The organism is Allosphingosinicella sp., from assembly GCF_046295735.1.
In the GTDB taxonomy this organism is placed as follows: Bacteria; Pseudomonadota; Alphaproteobacteria; order Sphingomonadales; family Sphingomonadaceae; genus Allosphingosinicella.
Map to the genome: position 1 here is coordinate 1 of NZ_JBKBMQ010000004.1, position 19,811 is coordinate 19,811.

18 protein-coding genes and 1 tRNA gene are annotated in these 19,811 nt (G+C 68.0%); 17 read left to right on the top strand and 2 right to left on the bottom strand.

Going from position 1 to position 19,811, the window contains the following annotated elements; genetic code table 11:
• A partial coding sequence (locus tag ACK4K7_RS04870; protein WP_431864102.1) for an alginate lyase family protein occupies nt 1-1,088 on the bottom strand: 1,088 nt, incomplete at its 3' end.
• Nucleotides 1,089-1,969: 881 nt separating this feature from the next.
• Between ACK4K7_RS04870 and ACK4K7_RS04875 the strand changes: the two genes are divergently transcribed.
• Nucleotides 1,970-2,317, top strand: coding sequence for a VOC family protein (locus ACK4K7_RS04875; RefSeq protein WP_431864103.1), 348 nt, complete (start codon nt 1,970-1,972; stop codon nt 2,315-2,317).
• Nucleotides 2,318-2,386: 69 nt separating this feature from the next.
• Here ACK4K7_RS04875 and ACK4K7_RS04880 read toward each other — a convergent pair whose 3' ends face one another.
• Entirely contained in the window at nt 2,387-2,728 is a 342-nt protein-coding gene (locus ACK4K7_RS04880; protein ID WP_431864104.1) for an alpha/beta hydrolase family protein, read from the bottom strand.
• Between ACK4K7_RS04880 and ACK4K7_RS04885 the strand changes: the two genes are divergently transcribed.
• From ACK4K7_RS04885 to ACK4K7_RS04960, 16 genes are all read left to right on the top strand, one after another.
• Entirely contained in the window at nt 2,625-4,358 is a 1,734-nt protein-coding gene (locus ACK4K7_RS04885; protein ID WP_431864105.1) for a TonB-dependent siderophore receptor, read from the top strand. The two genes, ACK4K7_RS04880 and ACK4K7_RS04885, sit on opposite strands and share 104 nt — an antisense overlap.
• Before the next feature lie 315 nt (nt 4,359-4,673).
• Nucleotides 4,674-5,132, top strand: a complete 459-nt coding sequence (locus ACK4K7_RS04890) for a Fur family transcriptional regulator (protein ID WP_431864106.1) — start codon at nt 4,674-4,676, stop codon at nt 5,130-5,132.
• Between the two features lie 90 nt (nt 5,133-5,222).
• Entirely contained in the window at nt 5,223-7,148 is a 1,926-nt protein-coding gene (gene dxs, locus ACK4K7_RS04895; protein WP_431864107.1) for a 1-deoxy-D-xylulose-5-phosphate synthase, read from the top strand.
• A 598-nt stretch (nt 7,149-7,746) separates the two neighbouring features.
• Nucleotides 7,747-8,166, top strand: a complete 420-nt coding sequence (locus ACK4K7_RS04900) for a GxxExxY protein (RefSeq protein ID WP_431864108.1) — start codon at nt 7,747-7,749, stop codon at nt 8,164-8,166.
• The gene (locus ACK4K7_RS04905; RefSeq protein ID WP_431864109.1) at nt 8,159-8,893 is read left to right on the top strand and encodes a TlyA family RNA methyltransferase; all 735 of its coding nucleotides are present in this window, start codon (nt 8,159-8,161) and stop codon (nt 8,891-8,893) included. The genes ACK4K7_RS04900 and ACK4K7_RS04905 overlap by 8 nt, the downstream gene beginning before the upstream one ends.
• A gap of 178 nt (nt 8,894-9,071) precedes the next feature.
• Complete coding sequence (locus tag ACK4K7_RS04910; RefSeq protein WP_431864110.1) at nt 9,072-10,142, top strand: efflux RND transporter periplasmic adaptor subunit; 1,071 nt, start codon at nt 9,072-9,074, stop codon at nt 10,140-10,142.
• Complete coding sequence (locus tag ACK4K7_RS04915; protein ID WP_431864111.1) at nt 10,139-13,246, top strand: efflux RND transporter permease subunit; 3,108 nt, start codon at nt 10,139-10,141, stop codon at nt 13,244-13,246. The genes ACK4K7_RS04910 and ACK4K7_RS04915 overlap by 4 nt, the downstream gene beginning before the upstream one ends.
• A gap of 153 nt (nt 13,247-13,399) precedes the next feature.
• The gene (locus tag ACK4K7_RS04920; protein ID WP_431864112.1) at nt 13,400-13,954 is read left to right on the top strand and encodes a TspO/MBR family protein; all 555 of its coding nucleotides are present in this window, start codon (nt 13,400-13,402) and stop codon (nt 13,952-13,954) included.
• Between the two features lie 21 nt (nt 13,955-13,975).
• Nucleotides 13,976-14,275, top strand: a complete 300-nt coding sequence (locus ACK4K7_RS04925) for an accessory factor UbiK family protein (RefSeq protein ID WP_431864113.1) — start codon at nt 13,976-13,978, stop codon at nt 14,273-14,275.
• Between the two features lie 129 nt (nt 14,276-14,404).
• Nucleotides 14,405-14,914: a YbjN domain-containing protein gene (locus tag ACK4K7_RS04930; protein ID WP_431864114.1), complete on the top strand. Its 510-nt coding sequence runs from the start codon at nt 14,405-14,407 to the stop codon at nt 14,912-14,914.
• 172 nt (nt 14,915-15,086) lie between these two features.
• Nucleotides 15,087-15,899, top strand: coding sequence for a pyrroline-5-carboxylate reductase family protein (locus tag ACK4K7_RS04935; RefSeq protein WP_431864115.1), 813 nt, complete (start codon nt 15,087-15,089; stop codon nt 15,897-15,899).
• Between the two features lie 60 nt (nt 15,900-15,959).
• A complete protein-coding gene (locus tag ACK4K7_RS04940; protein ID WP_431864116.1) occupies nt 15,960-16,847 on the top strand; it encodes a branched-chain amino acid aminotransferase in 888 nt (295 codons plus the stop codon).
• 4 nt (nt 16,848-16,851) lie between these two features.
• Complete coding sequence (locus tag ACK4K7_RS04945) at nt 16,852-17,583, top strand: DUF72 domain-containing protein (protein ID WP_431864117.1); 732 nt, start codon at nt 16,852-16,854, stop codon at nt 17,581-17,583.
• Nucleotides 17,580-19,082, top strand: a complete 1,503-nt coding sequence (gene amaB / locus ACK4K7_RS04950; RefSeq protein ID WP_431864118.1) for an L-piperidine-6-carboxylate dehydrogenase — start codon at nt 17,580-17,582, stop codon at nt 19,080-19,082. Before ACK4K7_RS04945 ends, amaB begins: the two co-directional genes overlap by 4 nt.
• Nucleotides 19,083-19,146: 64 nt before the next feature.
• Nucleotides 19,147-19,221, top strand: a tRNA-Gln gene (locus tag ACK4K7_RS04955).
• 110 nt (nt 19,222-19,331) lie between these two features.
• Nucleotides 19,332-19,799 (top strand): hypothetical protein, encoded by a 468-nt coding sequence (locus tag ACK4K7_RS04960; protein WP_431864119.1) that lies wholly within the window; start codon nt 19,332-19,334, stop codon nt 19,797-19,799.
• The last annotated feature ends 12 nt before the right edge of the window (nt 19,800-19,811 follow it).

A 19,811-nucleotide genomic window follows, 5' to 3' on the forward strand; every position in this document is an offset into this window, starting at 1 on the left:
TTTTTTGGTTGGGGGTGGAGGGTTTTGATAGGCGGGGGGTGGTGTGGTGGGTGGGTGGGGGGGATAGGGGGGAGGAGGTGGTGCGGTGGCGCGGCCGCCCCAGGCTCCTGCGGTTCTCCGGTCGCTTGCTCCACGATGGCGGGATCGCGGGTGGCGCGCGCCACGGCCGCCATGAAGCGCGCGAAGGCCCGGTCATTGACGTCGAGCAGCTGCTCGCCATTGGCCTGCGCATGAAGAAGCCCGATAGCGAGCGGCTGGGCCGCCCACTGGAGGTAAGACAAAGCACGGCCGCGGCGCTGCATCTCGGCGGGCAGGAATCCCTTGTCGTCCACCGCCTCCAGGCCGACGCGCAGGTCCACAACGCCGCGCGCGAACAAAGGCCGGTCGCCTGTGGCGATCCCGGCGGTGACCGCCGCCGCGGCCGTCCACAGGCTGTGATTGTTCGGATAGCGATCAGTGCCGCGCGTGCTTTCGAGGTTTCGGTCGGTGCGGGCGACGAGATCCTCCGTCAGCCGGCGCAGCCAGCCGCGCACCAGCGCCAGCTTCTCCGGATCGAGGCCGGGCGCGCCGTCGATCTTCATCAGCGACACGGAGGCGTTCACGATCACGAACCAGGCGCGGTCGCTGTTCGACCATTTGGCGACGCCGCTCACCAGCGCGTTGCGCGCCGCCCAGTCGGCCAGCCAGTCGAGAGCGCAGGCGGCCCGCGCCGGATCGGCCCGCCGGTCGCGCACATAGGCGTCGGACAATTCGGCGGCGCCCCGTCCGAAGCCCCGGAGCGGCGCCACTCGCGCCATCGCTTCGGCATGCAGGCGAGGGTCGAGGACGCTGAACGCCGGGTCGGTATAGAAGCTGGGCCGTTCGAACCATTCCGGCGGCTCCGGCGGATTGGGGCAGCTTTGGAAGGGCGGCAGTTCGCGGCCGTGGATGCGCCGCTGCTCGGTCACGTCGAACGGCGGCACAAGCCGCGGCGCGGCGGCCGCGCACCCTGACAGCATCGCAGCCGCCGCCATGGCGGCGGCGACCCGCCGCAGCACCAAAGGGGCGCGACCGAAGCGCCAGCGGGTATCGGGGACCGGTTCCGTCACACCCCAACCTAACCGGGGTTCCCACCGCCCGTCGAGCGATCTGCATCGGAAAAAGACCCGCGCCTACATGGCTTCGCCTCGGCCCCACAAAGGGCCCGGCGGTGGAGCAGGAGGCCTCGCGCTCCCGGTCGACATCGAGGATAAGGCGCGGAGCGAACGCCCCTCCGTTCCGCCTTGTTGGAGGATAGGCAAGGATCGCCCGCTCTGTACAAGGCCGGGCGACCGACGGAAATCGAGGCTCACCACCCCGTGGCCCTTCCAGGGCCAACGGGGCGACAGAACCGGGGCCTCGGACAGCTCACCTGCCGTCCTAACCCGCGCGAACGCCAGTCGCGACCGATCATTGTGCACTGCGGACTGACCAGCGGTTCAATTGTCGGCTCAGCGGCTTGTTCGGAGCCGTCAGATCTCCGGCTTCCGATAGCTGGTCCCCCCTTTAACCAAGGATGGACCCCGCTTGTCCTGAATCCTCGTGCAGGAGATCTCGACCCAATTCCGCTGGAGGGCGCTGATGGGGCTCATTCACATGCCGAGGGAATGCGGGCCGGTACTGACGGCAACCGGATTTGGATAGCTGTGTCGGGCGTCAGGTTTCCGTGGCCAACCGCTTGTGATATCATCCTGTTCAGAAAAGGGGGAGCAGCTGATGGACCACACCTCCGGGGCAGGAGAACCATTCGGCTTCAACCGGTATTTCGAGCATTCTGACTATCGCAAGAGAAGTTCCAGAAAGATTGCCCGCTTGCGATTGGGCAGCCTTCCGGGAAAACGCTAACGCCTTTGGATTACCCTGACCGGGGCCGAGGGGGCGCAGCTACGCGCAAACAAGGGCACTAACGAGGAGCATTAAGATCAAGGTCAAGGGCTATTCATGGGTGGGTGTGGGCACCGATGACTTCAACGCCACGCTCGCATTTTTCCGATCGGTGCTGGGGCTGCGGCCGCTCGCCATGGATGAGCGCGGGGTGGCGATACTGGAGGTTGCGGATGGGCAGCTTCTTGAGATCTTCGGTTCCGGCACGATAGGGAAGCAACTGACGACTCCGCCAGTGGTCGCCTTCGAAGTCGACGATGTCGCCGCAGCACGGGAGGAACTCCTGGTGAGCGGCGTGGAGCTCATCGGCGACGTGGCGTCGTGGAACGGTTTCGAGTGGCTGTATTTCTACGGGCCGGATCGCCACATCTATTGCGTCAAGAAGACGCCGCCAGCAGGTTGGGAACATCACTGAGGCCGCGGCCCACCTTTATTGCACCGCCACGGATGCCGCCTCGCGAGGGAGCGAAGCTCGCCAGCCCGCTTAACTGGGAGCGCCTCGGGAGGATGTCGCCGGCCGGACCTGCATGGCGCCGTCATGTTCCATGATCGGCGCGTTGGGGGGCATGTGGTGCTGAAACCAGGCCAAAAGTCGTGCGGTATAGTCGATTGATGCCGGCATCTTGCGCACGCCATGTCCCTCGCCAGGATAGGTGAGCAGAACGCTGTCCTGTCCGTGCATCCGCAGGGCCCGATGGAATTCCAGCGCTTGACCGGCCGGTATGTTGCGGTCGATCGCTCCGCATATCAGCAACGTGGGAGTTTTCACCGCGTCAGCGAACATGATTGGGCTGCGACTGAAGTACTTGCTGCCCGGTATCATCATGTCATCGGCGATGAACGTGCTTCCCAATCCGAGCGGAGTGGTAGACTTCCGCCTCCGGAGACCGAGCGGGAACGACTCCGTCAGCTTCACGGCCGGAATCGACCCGCTCGCCTCTCCGTTTGTCAGTGGTACGGTCTCTCTCGGCGGCGGAAGAGGCAAGGCCGGCCTGGCCGGGCGCGCGGCATTTTATCCTGGCGGCAGCAACTTCCGCGGCGGAGAGAACCGCAACTTCGCTGCTGGCGTCGCCGGATTTGCACCGCTGTCCGCTGACCTCAACGTGTCGGCTTTCGCGGAGATCGAGGATTATCGCGAGCAATCGAGCCCGACTTACTTCACGTCCGGACCTTTTCTTCCGCCAAGGGTTCGCCGGGGAGAGTTCCTCGGTCAGCCGTGGGCAATCTACCAATATCGCACCACCAATACGGGCTTGATCCTCGACTGGCGTCCCACCGACGATTCGGAACTTCGGGCAGGGCTGTTCCGGTCGACTTACGACCTTCGTAGCGGCGCTTATGACCTGATCACCAGGCTAGACCCTGCTGGCAACGGTCGGCGCCTGATCTACATTTTCCCGCCAGAGGACCACCATTCCGTCTCGGGGGAGGTGCGATATCGCCGGCTTGTGGAGACGGGACGTTTTCGGCTCACCGGAACCGCATCCTTCAGAGGGCGCACGGTCGATCGGCGCCGGGGAGGTGCCGCCGTCGCCGACCTTGGCGAGGTCAACCTCCATCAGCCGACGGTACGTCCCGAGCCGGCGCTTGAGTTCGGAAGAGAACGAAATGACGCGGTAGACCAGATCGGCGTCGGACTACACGGCCGAATTGAATGGAACCGGCGGCTCGACATAAGCTTCGGCGTTCAGAAAACCCGGTATGAGCAGTCCGTGCTTCAAGCCGACGACAGCAACTCCATGACCTCTTCGCCGTGGCTCTATCAGCTTCTCGCAGCATGGTCTCCTTCACCTGGTCTGGCGATCTATGCGAGCGCCTCCAACGGACTGGAGGAAAGCGGCATAGCGCCGGCTCAAGCAATCAATCGCGGCGAGGTGCTGCCGGCCACGATCACCAACCAGCAGGAAGTCGGCTTCCGCGCCACCCGCGGGCCGATGACCCTGACCGTTTCCGGCTTCGCGCTTTCCAAGCCTTACCCCAACCTCGACGCAGGCAACCGCTATGGCTTCGTGGGTACGACCCGGCATCGTGGCGTGGAAGTGTCTCTCGCGGGGCAGCCGGTGCCCGGTCTCGATCTGATCGCCGGAGCTCTGTACTTGGATGCACAGGTCGAGCAGAGAATCGGCGATGAGGAACTGACATCGAGATCCGTCGGCCAGCCGCGCTATCGCTTACTCCTCAGCGCCAACTACAGGCTTCCTCGCTGGAAGCAGCTATCGTTCGACGCATCCGTAACCTTCCAGGGCGACCGCGTGGCGAAGCTGAACCCGCTCGTTCCGGCACCAGATTATGCGCTCGTGAACGGCGGCATCCGCTACCAAATCCGGCCCAACCTTCTCGCCCGTGCCGAGCTCCGCAACATCTTTGATTCCTATGGCTTCACGGTCGCCTCTACGTCGGCCTTCGGCTATGTTGCGGGACGCTCTCTCAGGGTGGCGCTAACTTGGACCCCCTGAGCGCGGGGATCGATCGGCCGTCGTTCACATCGCCCGTGCGCTCGATCAGGGCGGCACCGCCTTGCTCCAAGATGGAGCGCTCCTCAACAGCTGGCTGGTGAGGCCGTTGAGCGCCGACTGGACGGGTTCAGGAGTTGGGTCGTGCAGCGCTGCCGGGGCGGTGCCTTCATCGCTACTCATACGCGTCGGCTGACGACCCTGCTCGACGGAATTGCCGGCCGCGGCGCGGATGGTGACGCCTCCGGTCGTGGGGGGCATCCCGCGGCGGACCGGCTGACGCTTGTCCGCGAGCCGCGAAGGGGCCATATTCCGGGCATGGAACATCACCACCACAGTCACAAAGGCAGCGACCTTGCCGAGGCCGCCCGCTCTACGATGGAGCGGTCCGGCGAGCAGTGGACGCAGATGCGCGCCGCCGTGTTCGACGCGCTGGCGAGCTTCGACAAGCCGGCTTCGGCCTATGACATCGCCGACAAGGTGTCGAAGGACCAGGGCCGCCGGGTGGCGGCGAACAGCGTCTACCGGATCCTCGACCTGTTCGTCGGGGCGAACCTCGCCCGCCGGGTGGAGAGCGTGAACGCCTATGTGGCGAACGAGCATCCCGATTGCCTGCACGACTGCATCTTCCTGATCTGCGACAATTGCGGACAGGCCAAGCATCTCGACGACGACCGCCTGTCGGGCGGCGTGCGTGAGGCCGCCAAGGCCGCCGGCTTCGCGCCCAAGCGGCCGGTGATCGAGGTGCGCGGCCGCTGCGGCGACTGCGAGGAATGACGCGCGGACAGGGTCCGGCGCGCCGTCTGCACGGAATATGGACTATTTCCCCATTCGACACCCGGGCGGGATGCGCGTAGAAGCCGCGGTATGACCCAGCGCCCCGCAACGCCGCTGCTCGACCAGGTCGAGACCCCCGACCAGCTTCGCCGCATCGAGCCTTCCAGGCTCCGCCAGCTGGCCGACGAGCTGCGCGCGGAGACGATTTCCGCCGTGTCGGTGACCGGCGGGCATTTGGGCGCGGGGCTCGGCGTGGTCGAGCTCACCGTTGCGCTCCATTATGTGTTCGACACGCCGCGCGACCGGCTGGTCTGGGACGTCGGGCACCAATGCTATCCGCACAAGATCATCACCGGCCGCCGCGACCGCATCCGCACGCTGCGCCAGGGCGGGGGCCTCAGCGGCTTCACCAAGCGCAGCGAAAGCGAATATGATCCGTTCGGGGCGGCGCACAGCTCCACCTCCATCTCGGCGGCGCTGGGCTTTGCCGTCGCCAACAAGCTGGCGGGCACGCCGGGCCGCGCGATCGCGGTAATCGGCGACGGCGCCATGTCGGCCGGCATGGCCTATGAGGCGATGAACAACGCGCAGGTCGCCGGCAATCGGCTGATCGTGATCCTCAACGACAACGACATGTCGATCGCGCCGCCGGTGGGCGGGCTGTCCGCCTATCTCGCGCGGCTGGTCTCCTCCCATTCCTTCCTGACGCTGCGCGACCTCGCGCGGCGGGTGGCGCGGCGGCTGCCCGACCCGCTGCACCGCGCGGCGCGGAAGGCGGACGAATTCACCCGCGGCTGGGTGACGGGCGGCACCTTGTTCGAGGAACTGGGCTTCTATTATGTCGGCCCGGTCGACGGCCACGATCTCGACGCGCTGATCCCCATCCTCGAAAATGTCCGCGACGCCGACGAGGGGCCGATGCTGGTCCATGTCGTCACCAAGAAGGGCAAGGGCTACGGCCCGGCCGAGGCGGCGGCCGACAAATATCACGGCGTCCAGAAGTTCGACGTGGTGTCCGGCGAGCAGGTCAAGGCGCCGGCTGGGCCGCCCTCCTATACCGGCGTGTTCGCCACGGCACTGCTCGGCGAGGCGGAGCGGGACGAGAAGGTGGTGGCGATCACCGCCGCCATGCCGTCCGGCACGGGGCTCGACAAGTTCGGCCAGCGCTTTCCCGATCGCACCTTCGACGTCGGCATCGCCGAGCAGCATGCGGTGACCTTCGCCGCCGGGCTCGCCGCGCAGGGCTACCGTCCGTTCGTCGCCATCTATTCGACCTTCCTGCAGCGCGCCTACGACCAGGTCGTCCACGACGTCGCCATTCAGAACCTGCCGGTGCGCTTCGCGATGGACCGGGCGGGCCTGGTCGGCGCCGACGGCGCGACCCATGCGGGAAGCTTCGACCTCGCTTATCTGTGCACCTTGCCCAACATGGTGGTGATGGCGGCCGCGGACGAAGTCGAACTCGTCCACATGGTCCACACCATGGCGCTCCACGACGAGGGGCCGATCGCGGTCCGCTATCCGCGCGGCAACGGCCTCGGCCTCGCCTTGCCGGAGCTTCCGCAGCGGCTGGAGATCGGGAAAGGCCGCGTGGTGCGCGAGGGCAAGAAGGTCGCGATCCTCTCGCTCGGCACCCGGCTGGAGGAGGCGCTGAAGGCGGCCGACATGCTGGAAGGCCGCGGCCTGTCGACGACGGTGGCGGACCTGCGCTTCGCCAAACCGCTCGACACCGATCTCATCCGCCGCCTGCTCGCCACCCATGAAGTGGCGGTGACGGTGGAGGAGGCGGCGATCGGCGGGTTCGGCGCCCATGTCCTCACCATGGCGAGCGACGAGGGGCTGATCGACGCCGGCCTCAAGCTCCGGACCATGCGCCTGCCGGACACGTTCCAGGATCAGGACAAGCCCGAGAAGCAATATGCCGAAGCCGGGCTCGACGCCGACGGCATCGTCGAGACGGTCCTGAAGGCTCTGCGCCACAACAGCGCCGCCGTCCCCGAAAGCGCGCGCGCCTAGACGGCGCCGTCCGCTCCAAAAGCAACAAGCCGCCGGGCAGGGCCCTGGCGGCTTGCTAGATGACCCCGTGGTCCCGCGCGCGTCAGACGATGACGGCGGCGAGGATCACGAACTGGGCGGCCACGGAGACGAGAGTCGCCGTCGCCTGTTCGACGATACGCATGTTGATACCCCTGATTGATCGAGAGCCGTTTCGCTCCCGAAGCGGATGTGGGCCAAGGCGAGCAGATACTCAACTGCAAAGGTAGAGATTGCGAGTGCAGGAATTGCATCTTGGTCGGCGGTGCGCTCCACAGGCTGTCAGTTTCACGCAAAGCCGCGAAGGATCGCTAAGGACGCTAAGAAAGAAGATGGGCCTTCGGCTGGTCCCGCGAGGCGGCGCAGCCGCCCTTCTGTAGCCTCCCTCCACTTGAGCGCCCGCTCCGGCCCCTTAGCGTCCTTAGCGGTCCTTCGCGGCTTTGCGTGAAAAAGGACGGTGGAACCACAGCTGGCGGAGGAAGGATGGCAAACGTGCAGAGCAGATGGTGCACCGGCGGCTTTGCACCTGAGGCCGCTCGTCATATGTCGGGAGGCGCCGATCTGGCGTAGAGGGGGGCGCATGGCGGAGCTGGAGGACATTGCGCGGGCGGCGGTGGATATCGGTCTTGGAATACATCGCGAGCTTGGGCCGGGGCTGCTCGAAAGCGTCTACGAAGCCCTGCTCCACGCTCACCTGACCAGCCGGGGTTTTGCCGTCGAGCGACAGAAGCCGATGCCGATCGAAGTGGCCGGACTTCGGCTGAAGGAAGGCTTTCGTGCGGACCTGCTCGTCGAAGGGAAGCTGATCCTGGAAGTGAAATCCGTTGAGCAGCTGATGCCCGTCCACGGCAGGCAGCTGCTCACTTATCTTCGTCTCGCGAGGCTGCCCTTGGGGTTGCTGATGAACTTCGGCGGCGCGACGTTCCGGGGGAATGTCAGGCGGATCGTGAACGATCATCGGCAAGTGCCGCCGATCGAACCGGCTCTTCGTCATGGCTAAGCAGCGGGTGGATCAGATGCTGGTGGATCGGGGTCTCGCCGAGAGCCGGGCGCGGGCGCAGGCGTTGATCATGGCGGGGCTGGTCTTTTCGGGCGAGCGCAAGATCGACAAAGCGGGCCAGCAGCTCGCGTCCGACGCGGCGCTCGACGTCCGGGGCAAGGACCATCCCTGGGTGTCGCGCGGCGGGCTGAAGCTCGATCATGCGCTGACGCATTTCGCGATCGATGTGAGGGAGGCGGTGGCGCTCGACGTCGGCGCGTCGACCGGCGGCTTCACCGACGTGCTGCTCCAGCGCGGCGCCGCCCGGGTCTACGCGATCGACGTCGGAACCAACCAGCTCGCCTGGAAGCTGCGGCAGGATCCGCGCATCGTCGTCCACGAGCAGACCAACGCCCGCTACCTCACCGACGAGGAGGTGCCGGAGCCGATCGACATCCTGGTCTGCGACGCCAGCTTCATCTCGCTCGCCAAGGTGCTCGACAAGGCGGTCGACTTCGTCCGCCCCGGCGGACGCATGGTGGCGCTGGTCAAGCCGCAGTTCGAAGCCGGGCGCGGCGAGATCGACAAGGGCGGGGTGGTGCGCGATCCGACGGTGCACGCGCGCGTCTGCGCCGAGGCCGCGGCCTGGATCGAAGGGCGGGGCTGGCGAGTCGCCGGCATCGTCCCGAGCCCGATCACCGGGCCCGAGGGCAATGTCGAATTCCTCCTCCATGCCGAGCGGCCTTGATCGGGCGGGACGGGGCGTCTAGCGCCGGCTTCCTGGTACGAGCCGGACCGTTCGATACATTTCGATACAATCCTTCGGCCGTATCGACACAGTTGCAACACAAAGGGCTAGAAAGAGCCCTTCTCATATGACGGGCTGCAGGTTGCGCATCTTATCCACTTTCTGGCTTTCGGCGCTGATGCTCCTTTCCGCCTGCGGCGGCGGGGAGGAAAAGGGTCGGGGCCGGCCGCCGCCGCTGGTCAAGGCCGAGGCGGCCTCCACGATGCGCTTCTCCGACCGGATCGAGGCCGTCGGCACCGCGCTCGCCAACGAGCAGGTGACGCTGTCGGCGCCGGTGACGGAGCGGATCGTCCGCCTCAACTTCGACGACGGCGCTTTCGTGCGCCGCGGCCAGGTCATCGCCGTCCTCCAGCAGGAGCAGCAGACCGCGCAGCTCAACGAAGTTCAGGCCCGCGCCCGCGAGGCCGAGCAGCAGCTGAGCCGCATCTCCGAACTCAAGGAGCGCGGCTTCGCCACCCAGGCGAGCTACGACGCACAGGTCGCGCAGGCCCAGTCCGCCCGCGCCCAGGCTCGCGCCGTCCGCGCGCAGATCGGCGACCGGGTGATCACCGCGCCCTTCTCGGGCTGGGTGAGCCTGCGCAACATCTCGGTCGGCGCGATCGCCAGCCAGGGAACGGAGATCGCGACGATCAGCGACGTCTCCACCATCAAGCTCGATTTTCCGGTGCCGGAGACGATGCTCTCGGCGCTCAGGCCCGGCCAGACGATTGAGGCGGTCGCCGCCGCCTTCCCGGGCGAGCCCTTCCGCGGCACCATCGCCACGATCGATCCGGTGATCGATCCCAACACCCGCGCCGTGACGGTGCGCGCCCGCCTCCCCAATCCCGACCGCCGCCTCCGGCCCGGAATGATGCTGACGGTGGCGATCGAGACGGCGCCGCGCATGGCGCTGTCGGTGCCGGAACTCGCCGTCGTCGGCGAAGGCGACGGCCGCTTCGTCTATGTGGTGGACGAGGAGAGCCGCGCCGCCCGCCGCCCGGTCCGCACCGGCGTGCGCTCGGCCGGCCGGATCGAGATCGTCGAGGGCCTGCGCCCCGGCGATCGGGTGGTCACCGAAGGCGTCGTCAAGGTGTCGGATGGAATGCAGGTGACGCTCGCTGGCGCGCCGGGCGGCCGCCCCGGCGGCCCGCCTCCCGCCGGCGGCCAACCTCCCGCCGGGGGGCAACCGCCCGCCGGGGCGCGGCCGTGAAGCTTTCGGACATCTCGGTCCGGCGGCCTGTCTTCGCCGCCGTGATCGCGCTGCTGCTCGCCGTGGTCGGCGCGGTCGGCTTCATGAGCCTGCCGGTCCGCGAATATCCCGCCACCGACCCGCCGATCGTGTCGGTCGACACCATCTATGTCGGCGCCGCCGCCAATGTCGTCGAGACGCGGGTGACGCAGGTGCTGGAGGACCGGCTGTCGGGCCTGGAAGGGCTGCAGACGATCAGCTCCCGCTCGCGCGACGGCCAGTCGGCGATCACGCTGGAATTCGCGCCCGGCCGCTCGGTCGACGAAGCCGCCAACGACGTGCGCGACCGTGTCGGCGCCGCCGCCCGCGACCTGCCGCTCGAGGTCGATCCGCCGACCATCCGCAAGGTCGATGCCGACGCCTCGCCGATCATGTTCATGGTCATCTCGAAGCCCGGCTGGTCGCGCATCGAGCTCAGCGACTGGGTGGACCGCAACCTCGCCGACCGTTTCGCCAATATCGACGGCGTGGCGCGCGTCTTCATCGGCGGCGAGGCGCGGCCGGCGATGCGCATCTGGATGCAGCCCGAACGGCTCGCCGGCTTCCGCCTCACCCCCGCCGACGTCGAGCAGGCGCTGCGCACCCAGAATGTCGAGCTGCCCGCCGGCCGGCTTGAATCGGAGACGCGCAACGTCACGCTGCGCGTCACCCGCCCCTACAGCACGCCCGAGCAGTTCCGGCAGCTGATCGTCGGCCGCGGCGGCGACGGCTATCTCGTCCGCCTGGGCGATGTCGCGCGGGTCGAGCAGGGGCCGGAAAATCCCTACAGCGCCTTCCGCCTCAATGGCGAGAACGCGATCGGCATGGGCATCGTGCGCCAGTCGGGCGCCAACACGCTCGCCGTCGCCAACGCCGCCAAGCAGCTGATGGAGGATGTGCAGCCGACCTTGCCGGAAGGCATGTCGATGACGATCGGCTCGGACGAATCGCTGTTCATCGACCGGGCGATCGGCAAGGTCTATCAGACGCTGCTCGAAGCCGCCGTGCTCGTCATCCTCGTCATCTACCTGTTCCTCGGCAACTGGCGCGCCACCCTGATCCCGGCCGTCACCGTCCCGCTCTGCCTGCTGGCGAGCTTCGCGGTGCTGTGGATGCTGGGCTTCTCGATCAATCTGCTGACGCTGCTCGCGCTCGTGCTGTGCATCGGCATCGTGGTGGACGACGCCATCGTGGTGCTGGAAAACGTTTATCACCGGATCGAGAACGGCGATCCGCCGCTCAAGGCGGCCTTCGAAGGCACCCGCCAGGTCGGCTTCGCGATCGTGTCGACCACGCTCGTCGTCTGCGCCGTGTTCGTGCCGGTGATGTTCATCGCCGGTCAGACCGGCCTCCTCTTCCGCGAGCTGGCCGCCGCGATGATCGGCGCCATCGCCTTTTCCGGTTTCCTGGCGCTCAGCCTCGCGCCGATGCTCTGTTCCAAGCTCCTCAAATATCAGGAGCGCGGCCGCTTCGCCGCCTTTGTCGACCGCCGTTTCCGCGGGCTCGAGCGGCTCTATGCGCGCGGGCTCGACAAGGTGCTGCTGAAGCCGCTCCTTCCCGGCATCGCGGTGCTCGTGCTGCTGGCGGGGGCGGGCTATCTGTTCACCACCTTGCGAAGCGAACTCGCCCCGACCGAGGATGTCGGCATCCTCGCCGCCAACGTCTCGGCGCCCGAAGGCACCGGCTTCGAGGAGATGGACCGCTACATGCTCGACGCGCAGGCGCGGCTGCTGCCGCTGACCGAGGAAGGATCGGTCCGCGCGATCATCAGCCGCACGCCCGGCGGCTTCGGCGCGAGCGACGATTTCAACAGCGGCAGCTTCATCGTCTTCCTGAAACCCTGGGAGGAGCGCGACGAGACCACCCAGGACGTGGTCTCCCAGGTCAACCGCGCCCTCGGCCAGGTGCCGGCGGTGCGCGGCAACGCCGCCGCCCGTTCGGGCATCGGCCGCAGCCGCGGCCAGCCGATCAACTTCGTCATCGCCGGCGATACTTATTCCGACCTGTCGGTGGCGCGGGACCGGATCATCGCCGCTGCCGCCCAAAATCCCGGCATCGTCAATCTCGACAGCGATTATAAGGAAACCAAGCCGCAGTTGCGCATCGACGTCGACACCGCCCGCGCCGGCGATCTCGGCGTGTCGGTTGCGGAAGTGAGCTCGGCGCTGCAGAGCCTGCTCGGCTCCCGCCGCGTCTCCACCTATGTCGACCGCGGCGAGGAATATCAGGTCGTCGTCCAGGCCGAGGCCGGCGCCCGGGCGACCGAGACCAACCTCGCCTCCATCCACGTCCGCAGCCGCACCGGCGCGCTGGTGCCGCTGTCCAACCTCGTCCGGATCGAGGATGCGGCCGGCGCGCGCGACCTCGGCCGCTACAACAAGATGCGCGCCATCACGTTGTCCGGCGGCCTCGCGCCCGGCTACACGCTCGGCGAGGCGCTGGAATTCCTGGAAACCGAAGCCGCCGCCTCGCCCGAAGTGGCGGCGGTCGGCTATCGCGGCGAGAGCCAGGCGCTGAAGGAGTCCGGAAGCTCGATCTGGATCGTGTTCGCGCTCACCATCCTCATCGTCTATCTGCTGCTCGCCGCCCAGTTCGAAAGCTTCGTCCATCCGGCGGTGATCATCACCACCGTCCCGTTGGCGGTGGCGGGCGGCATCATCGGCCTCGCGGTCATGGGCCAGACGCTCAACCTCTACAGCCAGATCGGGATCGTGATGCTGGTCGGGCTCGCCGCCAAGAACGGCATCCTGATCGTCGAATTCGCCAACCAGCTGCGCGATCAGGGTCGCGACATCGGCGAGGCGATCCGCGAGGCCTCCGCCCGGCGCCTGCGCCCCATTCTGATGACGTCGATCGCCACCATCGCCGGCGCGATGCCGCTGATGCTGGGCGGCGGCGCCGGTGCCGCCGCGCGGGTCGCGATCGGCGTCGTGATCGTGTTCGGCGTGGCGATCTCCGCCTTCATCACCCTGTTCCTGATCCCGCTCCTCTATTCCCGCCTCGCCCGCTTCACCGGCTCTCCGCTCGCGGTCACCCGAAAGCTCGAGGCGCAGATCGCCGGGCCGCTTCCGCAGCCGGCGGAGTGATGGGGAGGCGAGATTCCGGCTTTCGCCGGAATGACGGTTGGGTGGTTTGCGCCCCCCGTCATCCCGGCGAAAGCCGGGATCTCCCTTCTTCCCCCCGCCTCGCACCCCAGCCCAACTTGCACATGTCCCCCGCATCTGCTTGAGCCATCACCCATGACCGGACTCGCTTCCCGCGCGCAGCTCAGGATGTCGTTCCTGCGTTATGCGCTCGTCACCGTGCCGCTGGTGCTGCTGCTCGGCACGCTTTCGGGCCAGCTGTCGAACAGCGGCTACGGCAACCGCTGGTTCGATGCGCTGGCGAAGCCGGACTTCATGCCGCCGGGCTGGATGTTCGGCGTTGCCTGGACGATCCTCTACATCCTGCTCGGCCTCGTCCTCGCCATGATCCTCCACGCCCGCGGCGCGCCGGGGCGGGGGCTGGCGCTCGGCCTGTTCGGCGGGCAGATGATCTTGAACTATGCCTGGTCGCCGCTCTTCTTCGGCTATCATCAGGTGACGGCGGCGCTGGCGGTGATCGCCGCGATGATCCTGCTCACCGTGCTTCTGGCGGTCGTGCTGTGGCGGATCCGCAAGGTCGCCGCCTTGCTGCTCGTCCCCTATCTCCTCTGGCTCGGCTTCGCGACCGCGCTCACCTACCGGATCATGGAGCTCAATCCCGGCGCCGAAGACCTTGCGCCGGAGGCACAGGGTATCGATATTGAGCTCTGACCCCGCTTGAAGGAGGACGCGATGCAGTCCGAAAACCGCCTGTTCGATGATTTCGTCCGTGTCCTGAACGGCGCCGCCGGCACCGTCGCGGGCATGACGCGCGAGGCGGAGAGCGCCTTTCGCGAGCGGACCCGCGAATGGATCGGCGGGCTCGACATGGTGTCGCGCGACGAGTTCGAGGCGGTGAAGGCGATGGCCGTCGCCGCCCGCGACGAGGTCGAGGCGCTGCGCGCGCGCGTCCAGCTTCTCGAGGCGGCGCTCGAGGCGAAGAGCGGCGCCGGCGCGTCCGCCAGGAAGGGCGCCGGAACCGCCAAGGAGTGACGGCGCCGCGCCGCCCGCGCGCCCACCTGCGGTAATCCACAGTTTTCTCGGCGCGGAACCGTGCCTCCACTTGCGCTTTGGCGGGTGCGGCGGCAGGTTCCTCGCGAACAAACAGGGTGCAAGGGCCTTATGGACGTCGACGAATACGAGCTGGAGCGGGAGGCGAGCGCGCCGATCGACATGCTCGAACATTATTTCAGCGCCCATGGCTGGGCCTATGAAAGAAGCGGCGACGAAGAGATCGTCGCGACGTTCCAGGGAAGCTGGGCGCAATATGAACTGCGCGCGATCTGGCGCGACGACGACAACGTCCTTCAGTTCCTGGCCTTGCCGGACATTCGCGTGCCGAGCGACAAGCGCGCCGCGACCTACGAGACGATCGGCCTCATCAACGAACAGCTGTGGCTCGGCCATTTCGAATTGTGGGCGACGTCGGGCCTGGTCCTCTTCCGCCACGCCGCCTTGCTGGAAGGCGACGAGGGCGGGACCTTGAGCCTGCAGCAGGCCGAGACCCTGGTCGAGGCGGCGATCGAGGAATGCGAGCGCTTCTACCCGGTCTTCCAGTTCGTCCTCTGGGCCGACAAGACCCCCCAGGAAGCGATCGCCGCCGCGCTGATCGACACGCAGGGCGAGGCGTAAGGCCCGGTTCGGGGTCCAGCCCAGGGCCTTACCTCCCCACCGTTCGGCCTGAGCTTGTCGAAGGCCGCCGCTATCCCGGGGGGCGGGGAAAAAGAAGGGATGGGCTTCGACAAGCTCAGCCCGAACGGTTCGGGGTGTTCCTGACCTCGTGGCGAAGAAACCGGAGAGCAGCATGACCGATCCCCTTTTCTCCGGCCCGATCTGGCTGGTCGGGTGCGGGAACATGGCGGGGGCGATGCTGGAGGGGTGGCTGGACGCCGGGCTCGATCCGGCGCGGGTCACCGTGATCCGGCCGAGCGGGAAGCCGGCGCCGGGCGGGGTGCGGGTGCGCGCCGACTATCCGGAGGACGAGGTGCCGGCGCTGGTGCTGCTCGGCATGAAGCCCTACCAGATCGACGAGGTCGCGCCCGCCCTCGCGCCGCTTCTGGGGGCGGAGACGCTGCTGGTCTCGATCCTCGCCGGCGTCGAGCTCGCCTCCCACCGGGCCCGCTTCCCGGCACCGCGGACGATCGTGCGGGCGATGCCGAACACGCCGGTGCGGCTGCGCAAGGGCGTGGTCAACCTGTTCGCCGAACATCGGGATACGCGCGTCGAGCGGCTGATGGGCGCGCTCGGCCGCGCCGAATGGCTGGAGGAGGAGCGGCTGTTCCAGCTCGCCGGCGTGCTGACCGGCGCCGGCCCCGCTTTCCTGTTCCGCTTCATCGACGCGCTGGCCGAGGCGGGCCGCGAGGCGGGGCTGGAGGCGGAACAGGCGCTGCGCCTCGCCCGCCTGATGGTGGAGGGCGCGGGCGCGCTCGCCGCCGCCTCGGACGCGCCGCCGGCCGAACTGGCCCGGCGGGTGGCGAGCCCCGGCGGCACCACCCAAGCCGGGCTCGACGTCCTGGACCAGGCGGACGGCATGGCGGCCCTGCTGCGCCGCACCGTCGCGGCGTCGCTCCGCCGCAGCGACGAGATGGCGGCCGAGGCGCGGGCGCGGCCAAGTTGACCGGCCGGGCGCTGGGTCCTATCCGGGCGGCACGCCGCACAACAGGACAGGGGAAGAGGCTTGGCCGACCAGCGCAGCTATGACGACCGCGACGGGTGGATCTGGTTCGACGGGGAAATGAAACCCTGGCGCGAGGCCAATATCCATGTCCTGACCCACGCCCTGCACTACGCCTCGTCGGTGTTCGAGGGGCAGCGCGCTTATGGCGGCGAGATCTTCAAGCTCAGCGAACATAGCGAGCGGCTGCGCAAGAGCGCTTCCATCCTCGGCTTCGAACTCCCCTGGAGCGTCGAGGAGATCGACGCGGCCTGCCGCGAGACGCTGAAGGCGAACGGCCTTGCCGACGCCTATATGCGGCCCGTTGCCTGGCGCGGATCGGAGCAGATGGGCGTCGCCGCGCAGCGCACGAAGCCGCACCTCGCCATCGCCTGCTGGGAATGGGGCGCCTATTTCGGCGAGGAGGCGATCCGCAAGGGCCTGCGGCTCGACATTTCGCCCTGGCGCCGCCCCGCGCCCTATACCGCGCCGACCGAGAGCAAGGCGGCCGGCCTCTACATGATCGCCACCATGGCCAAGCATCACGCGGAGAATCGCGGCTATAACGACGCTTTGATGTTCGACTGGCGCGGCCAGGTGGCGGAAGCGACCGGCGCCAACGCCTTCTTCGTGAAGGACGGCGCGCTCCACACGCCGGTCCCCGACTGCTTCCTGGACGGGATCACCCGCCGCACCGTGATCGATCTGGCGAAGCGCCGCGGCATCGAGGTGATCGAGCGCAAGATCTGGCCGGAGGAGCTCGAAAGCTTCGAGCAGTTCTTCCTGACCGGCAGCGCCGCCGAAGTGACCCCCGTGGCCGAAGCGGGGCCGTGGAACTTCGAGGTGGGCGAGCTCAGCATGCAGCTGCGCAAGGACTATCTCGACCTCGTCAACCGCCGCACCAACGGCTGAGCGGATGCCGGCGGGCGCGATCCGCGTCGGCATCGGCGGCTGGGACTATGATCCCTGGCGGGAGAGTTTCTACCCGCCGGGCCTGCCCAAGTCGAAGCAGCTCGAATATGCCGCCGCGCGGCTGGGCGCGATCGAGATCAACGCCACTTATTACAAGCTGCAGAAGCCGGAGCTGTTCGCGCGCTGGCGGGACGCGGTGCCGGAGGGCTTCCGCTTCGCGGTCAAGGGATCGCGCTTCTGCACCAACCGCAAGGTGCTGGCCGAGGGCAGCGAGGCGGTGGCGCGCTTCTGCGGCCAGGGGCTGGCCGAGCTCGGCGACCGGCTGGGTCCGATCCTGTGGCAGTTCATGGCGACCAAGCGGTTCGATCCCGACGATTTCGGCGCCTTCCTGAAGCTGCTGCCGGGAGAGGCGGGCGGCGTGCCGCTGTCCCACGTGGTGGAGCCGCGCCACGAAAGCTTCCGCTGCGCCGAATTCCTCGACATGGCCCGCGCCGCCGGCGTCGCGGTGGCGATCGCCGATTCCGACGACTATCCCTCGATCGGCGCGCCGGGCGGCGGCCTCGTCTATGCGCGGCTGCAGCGATCGCCCTATGACGAGGCGGCGCTGGACGGCTGGGCGGCCAAGGCGGCGGCGTGGGCGGAGCAGGGCGAGACCTATCTCTTCTTCATCGCCGGCGCCAAGGAGACCAACCCGGCGGCGGCGACGGCATTGATGGAAAAACTGGAGCGGCGATGAGGGACGAAGCGCAGACGGTGTTCGAACGGCTCGGCCTGCGCCTTCCCGACGAGGGCGACCTGGCCGCGCGCTCGCCGGTCGATGGGGCGCTGCTCGGCGCGGTCCGATCGGCCCGACCGGAGGAGGTCGGCGCGGCGGTGGAGCGGGCGCATGCCGCCTTCCTCGCCTGGCGGACGGTGCCGCCGCCGCGGCGCGGCGAACTGGTCCGCCTGTTCGGCGAGGAGCTGCGCGCCGCCAAGGAACCGCTTGGCCGGCTGGTCAGCATCGAGGCGGGCAAGATCCTGCAGGAGGGCCTCGGCGAGGTCCAGGAGATGATCGACATCTGCGACTTCGCCGTCGGCCTGTCGCGCCAGCTCTACGGCCTCACCATCGCGTCGGAACGGCCCGGCCACCGGATGATGGAGACCTGGCACCCGCTGGGCGTGATCGGGGTCATTTCCGCCTTCAACTTCCCGGTCGCGGTGTGGGCGTGGAACGCCTGCCTCGCCTTCGTGTGCGGGGACGCGGTGGTGTGGAAGCCGTCGGAGAAGACGCCGCTCGCCGCCGTCGCCGTCCAGGCCGTGTTCGAACGGGCGCTGGCCCGCTTCGGCGCGGCGCCGGACGGGCTGTCGGTCCTCGTCCAGGGCGGCCGCGACGCGGGCGCCGCGCTCGCCGGCCATCCCAGGGTGCCGCTCGTCTCCGCCACCGGTTCCACCCGCATGGGGCGGGAGCTGGCGCCGCGGGTCGCCGCCCGCTTCGGCCGGGCGCTGCTGGAGCTGGGCGGCAATAACGGCATGATCGTCGCCCCGTCGGCCGATCTCGCGCTCGCCGAGCGGGCGATCGCCTTCTCCGCGGTCGGCACGGCGGGCCAGCGCTGCACCACGCTGCGCCGGCTGTTCGTCCATGAGGACATTTACGACGCGCTGCTGCCGCGGCTGAAGCGGATCTGGGCGGAGGTGAAGGTGGGAAGCCCGCTCGATCCGGACGTGCTGGTCGGGCCGCTGATCGACGGCGACGCCTTCGCCGCCATGGCCGCGGCGCTCGACGAGGCGCGCGCGGCCGGCGGCGCGGTGCAGGGCGGCGAGCGGCTGTTCGCCGGGCGCTGGCCGGAGGCCTTCTACGTCCGCCCCGCTCTGGTCGAGCTGCCCGGGCAGGCGCCGGTGGCGCTGCGCGAGACATTCGCGCCGATCCTCTACGCGATGCGCTACCGCGACCTCGGCGAAGCGATCGCTCTCCACAACGCCGCGCCGCAGGGGCTCGCCTCGGCGATCTTCACCACCGACCTGCGCGAGGCAGAGACCTTCCTGTCGGCGGCGGGTTCGGACTGCGGCATCGTCAACGTCAACATCGGCCCGTCGGGCGCGGAGATCGGCGGCGCGTTCGGCGGCGAGAAGGAGACGGGCGGCGGGCGCGAGAGCGGATCGGACGCGTGGCGCGCTTACATGCGCCGCGCGACCAACACGGTGAATTACGGCCGCGACCTGCCGCTGGCGCAGGGGATCGATTTCACGCTGTGCTAAAAAAGCGCCGCCGGAGGCTTCCGCCCGCCCGCGATGCGGCTATAAGGCCGCTCGCGCGGCATGCTGGGGCGTCGCCAAGTGGTAAGGCACCGGTTTTTGGTACCGGCATTCGCAGGTTCGAATCCTGCCGCCCCAGCCAACCTTTGCGCTAAGTCATTGATATCGAGCTGATCTTTCCGTCCTAGGCTGGCCCTTGGCCGGTCACTGTAGCCACGGACTGTAGCCAATCCGTGGGAAGGAGATCGAACAATGACCGCCATTCCCAACACGAAGCGTCGCGGCGCCATCTACTGGTATCGCCGATCGCGCCGTTTGCCCTGCGGGAGCCACAACCGTCCTATCGTTTCGCTGAGGACGGCCTGTCCCCGGGCCGCGCGTCGGCGGGCGGCGATGCTCACAGCGAAGTTCGAGGATCTCTGCATGCACCTTTTTGGCAAGCCGGGACGTCGATTCACGCTCGATCGGGAGGCGGCGACCAGAATCTTCCAGGCCGAGTTCAACAAAGCCCTCGACGCGATGGATGCGGAGAGCTTGCAGGCGGGCGCGTGGGACCCGGCCGGGACGTCTATCATGACGGCCTGTCATACGCTGGAGAGCCAGACGGCCGGCCGCTACTCGAAGGCCAGCCGGCTGAATGTGCTCTTGGACGCCGTTAACAAGATCCCGGTCGTGACCGGGTCCTTACGAGCGACCAAAATCTGCCTTGTTGCCAACTAAGCGGTGAAAGCG

Bases quoted from the DNA above. Each gene is read 5' to 3' on its own strand.
- ACK4K7_RS04910 (WP_431864110.1), top strand. From the start codon at position 9,072: ATGCTCCTTTCCGCCTGCGGCGGCGGGGAGGAAAAGGGTCGGGGCCGG.
- ACK4K7_RS04960 (WP_431864119.1), top strand. From the start codon at position 19,332: ATGACCGCCATTCCCAACACGAAGCGTCGCGGCGCCATCTACTGGTAT.
- amaB (WP_431864118.1), top strand. From the start codon at position 17,580: ATGAGGGACGAAGCGCAGACGGTGTTCGAACGGCTCGGCCTGCGCCTT.
- ACK4K7_RS04900 (WP_431864108.1), top strand. From the start codon at position 7,747: ATGGCGGAGCTGGAGGACATTGCGCGGGCGGCGGTGGATATCGGTCTT.
- ACK4K7_RS04930 (WP_431864114.1), top strand. From the start codon at position 14,405: ATGGACGTCGACGAATACGAGCTGGAGCGGGAGGCGAGCGCGCCGATC.
- ACK4K7_RS04885 (WP_431864105.1), top strand. From the start codon at position 2,625: ATGTTGCGGTCGATCGCTCCGCATATCAGCAACGTGGGAGTTTTCACC.
- ACK4K7_RS04890 (WP_431864106.1), top strand. From the start codon at position 4,674: ATGGAACATCACCACCACAGTCACAAAGGCAGCGACCTTGCCGAGGCC.
- ACK4K7_RS04905 (WP_431864109.1), top strand. From the start codon at position 8,159: ATGGCTAAGCAGCGGGTGGATCAGATGCTGGTGGATCGGGGTCTCGCC.
- ACK4K7_RS04925 (WP_431864113.1), top strand. From the start codon at position 13,976: ATGCAGTCCGAAAACCGCCTGTTCGATGATTTCGTCCGTGTCCTGAAC.
- dxs (WP_431864107.1), top strand. From the start codon at position 5,223: ATGACCCAGCGCCCCGCAACGCCGCTGCTCGACCAGGTCGAGACCCCC.
- ACK4K7_RS04945 (WP_431864117.1), top strand. From the start codon at position 16,852: ATGCCGGCGGGCGCGATCCGCGTCGGCATCGGCGGCTGGGACTATGAT.
- ACK4K7_RS04920 (WP_431864112.1), top strand. From the start codon at position 13,400: ATGACCGGACTCGCTTCCCGCGCGCAGCTCAGGATGTCGTTCCTGCGT.
- ACK4K7_RS04880 (WP_431864104.1), bottom strand. From the start codon at position 2,728: ATGATGATACCGGGCAGCAAGTACTTCAGTCGCAGCCCAATCATGTTC.
- ACK4K7_RS04935 (WP_431864115.1), top strand. From the start codon at position 15,087: ATGACCGATCCCCTTTTCTCCGGCCCGATCTGGCTGGTCGGGTGCGGG.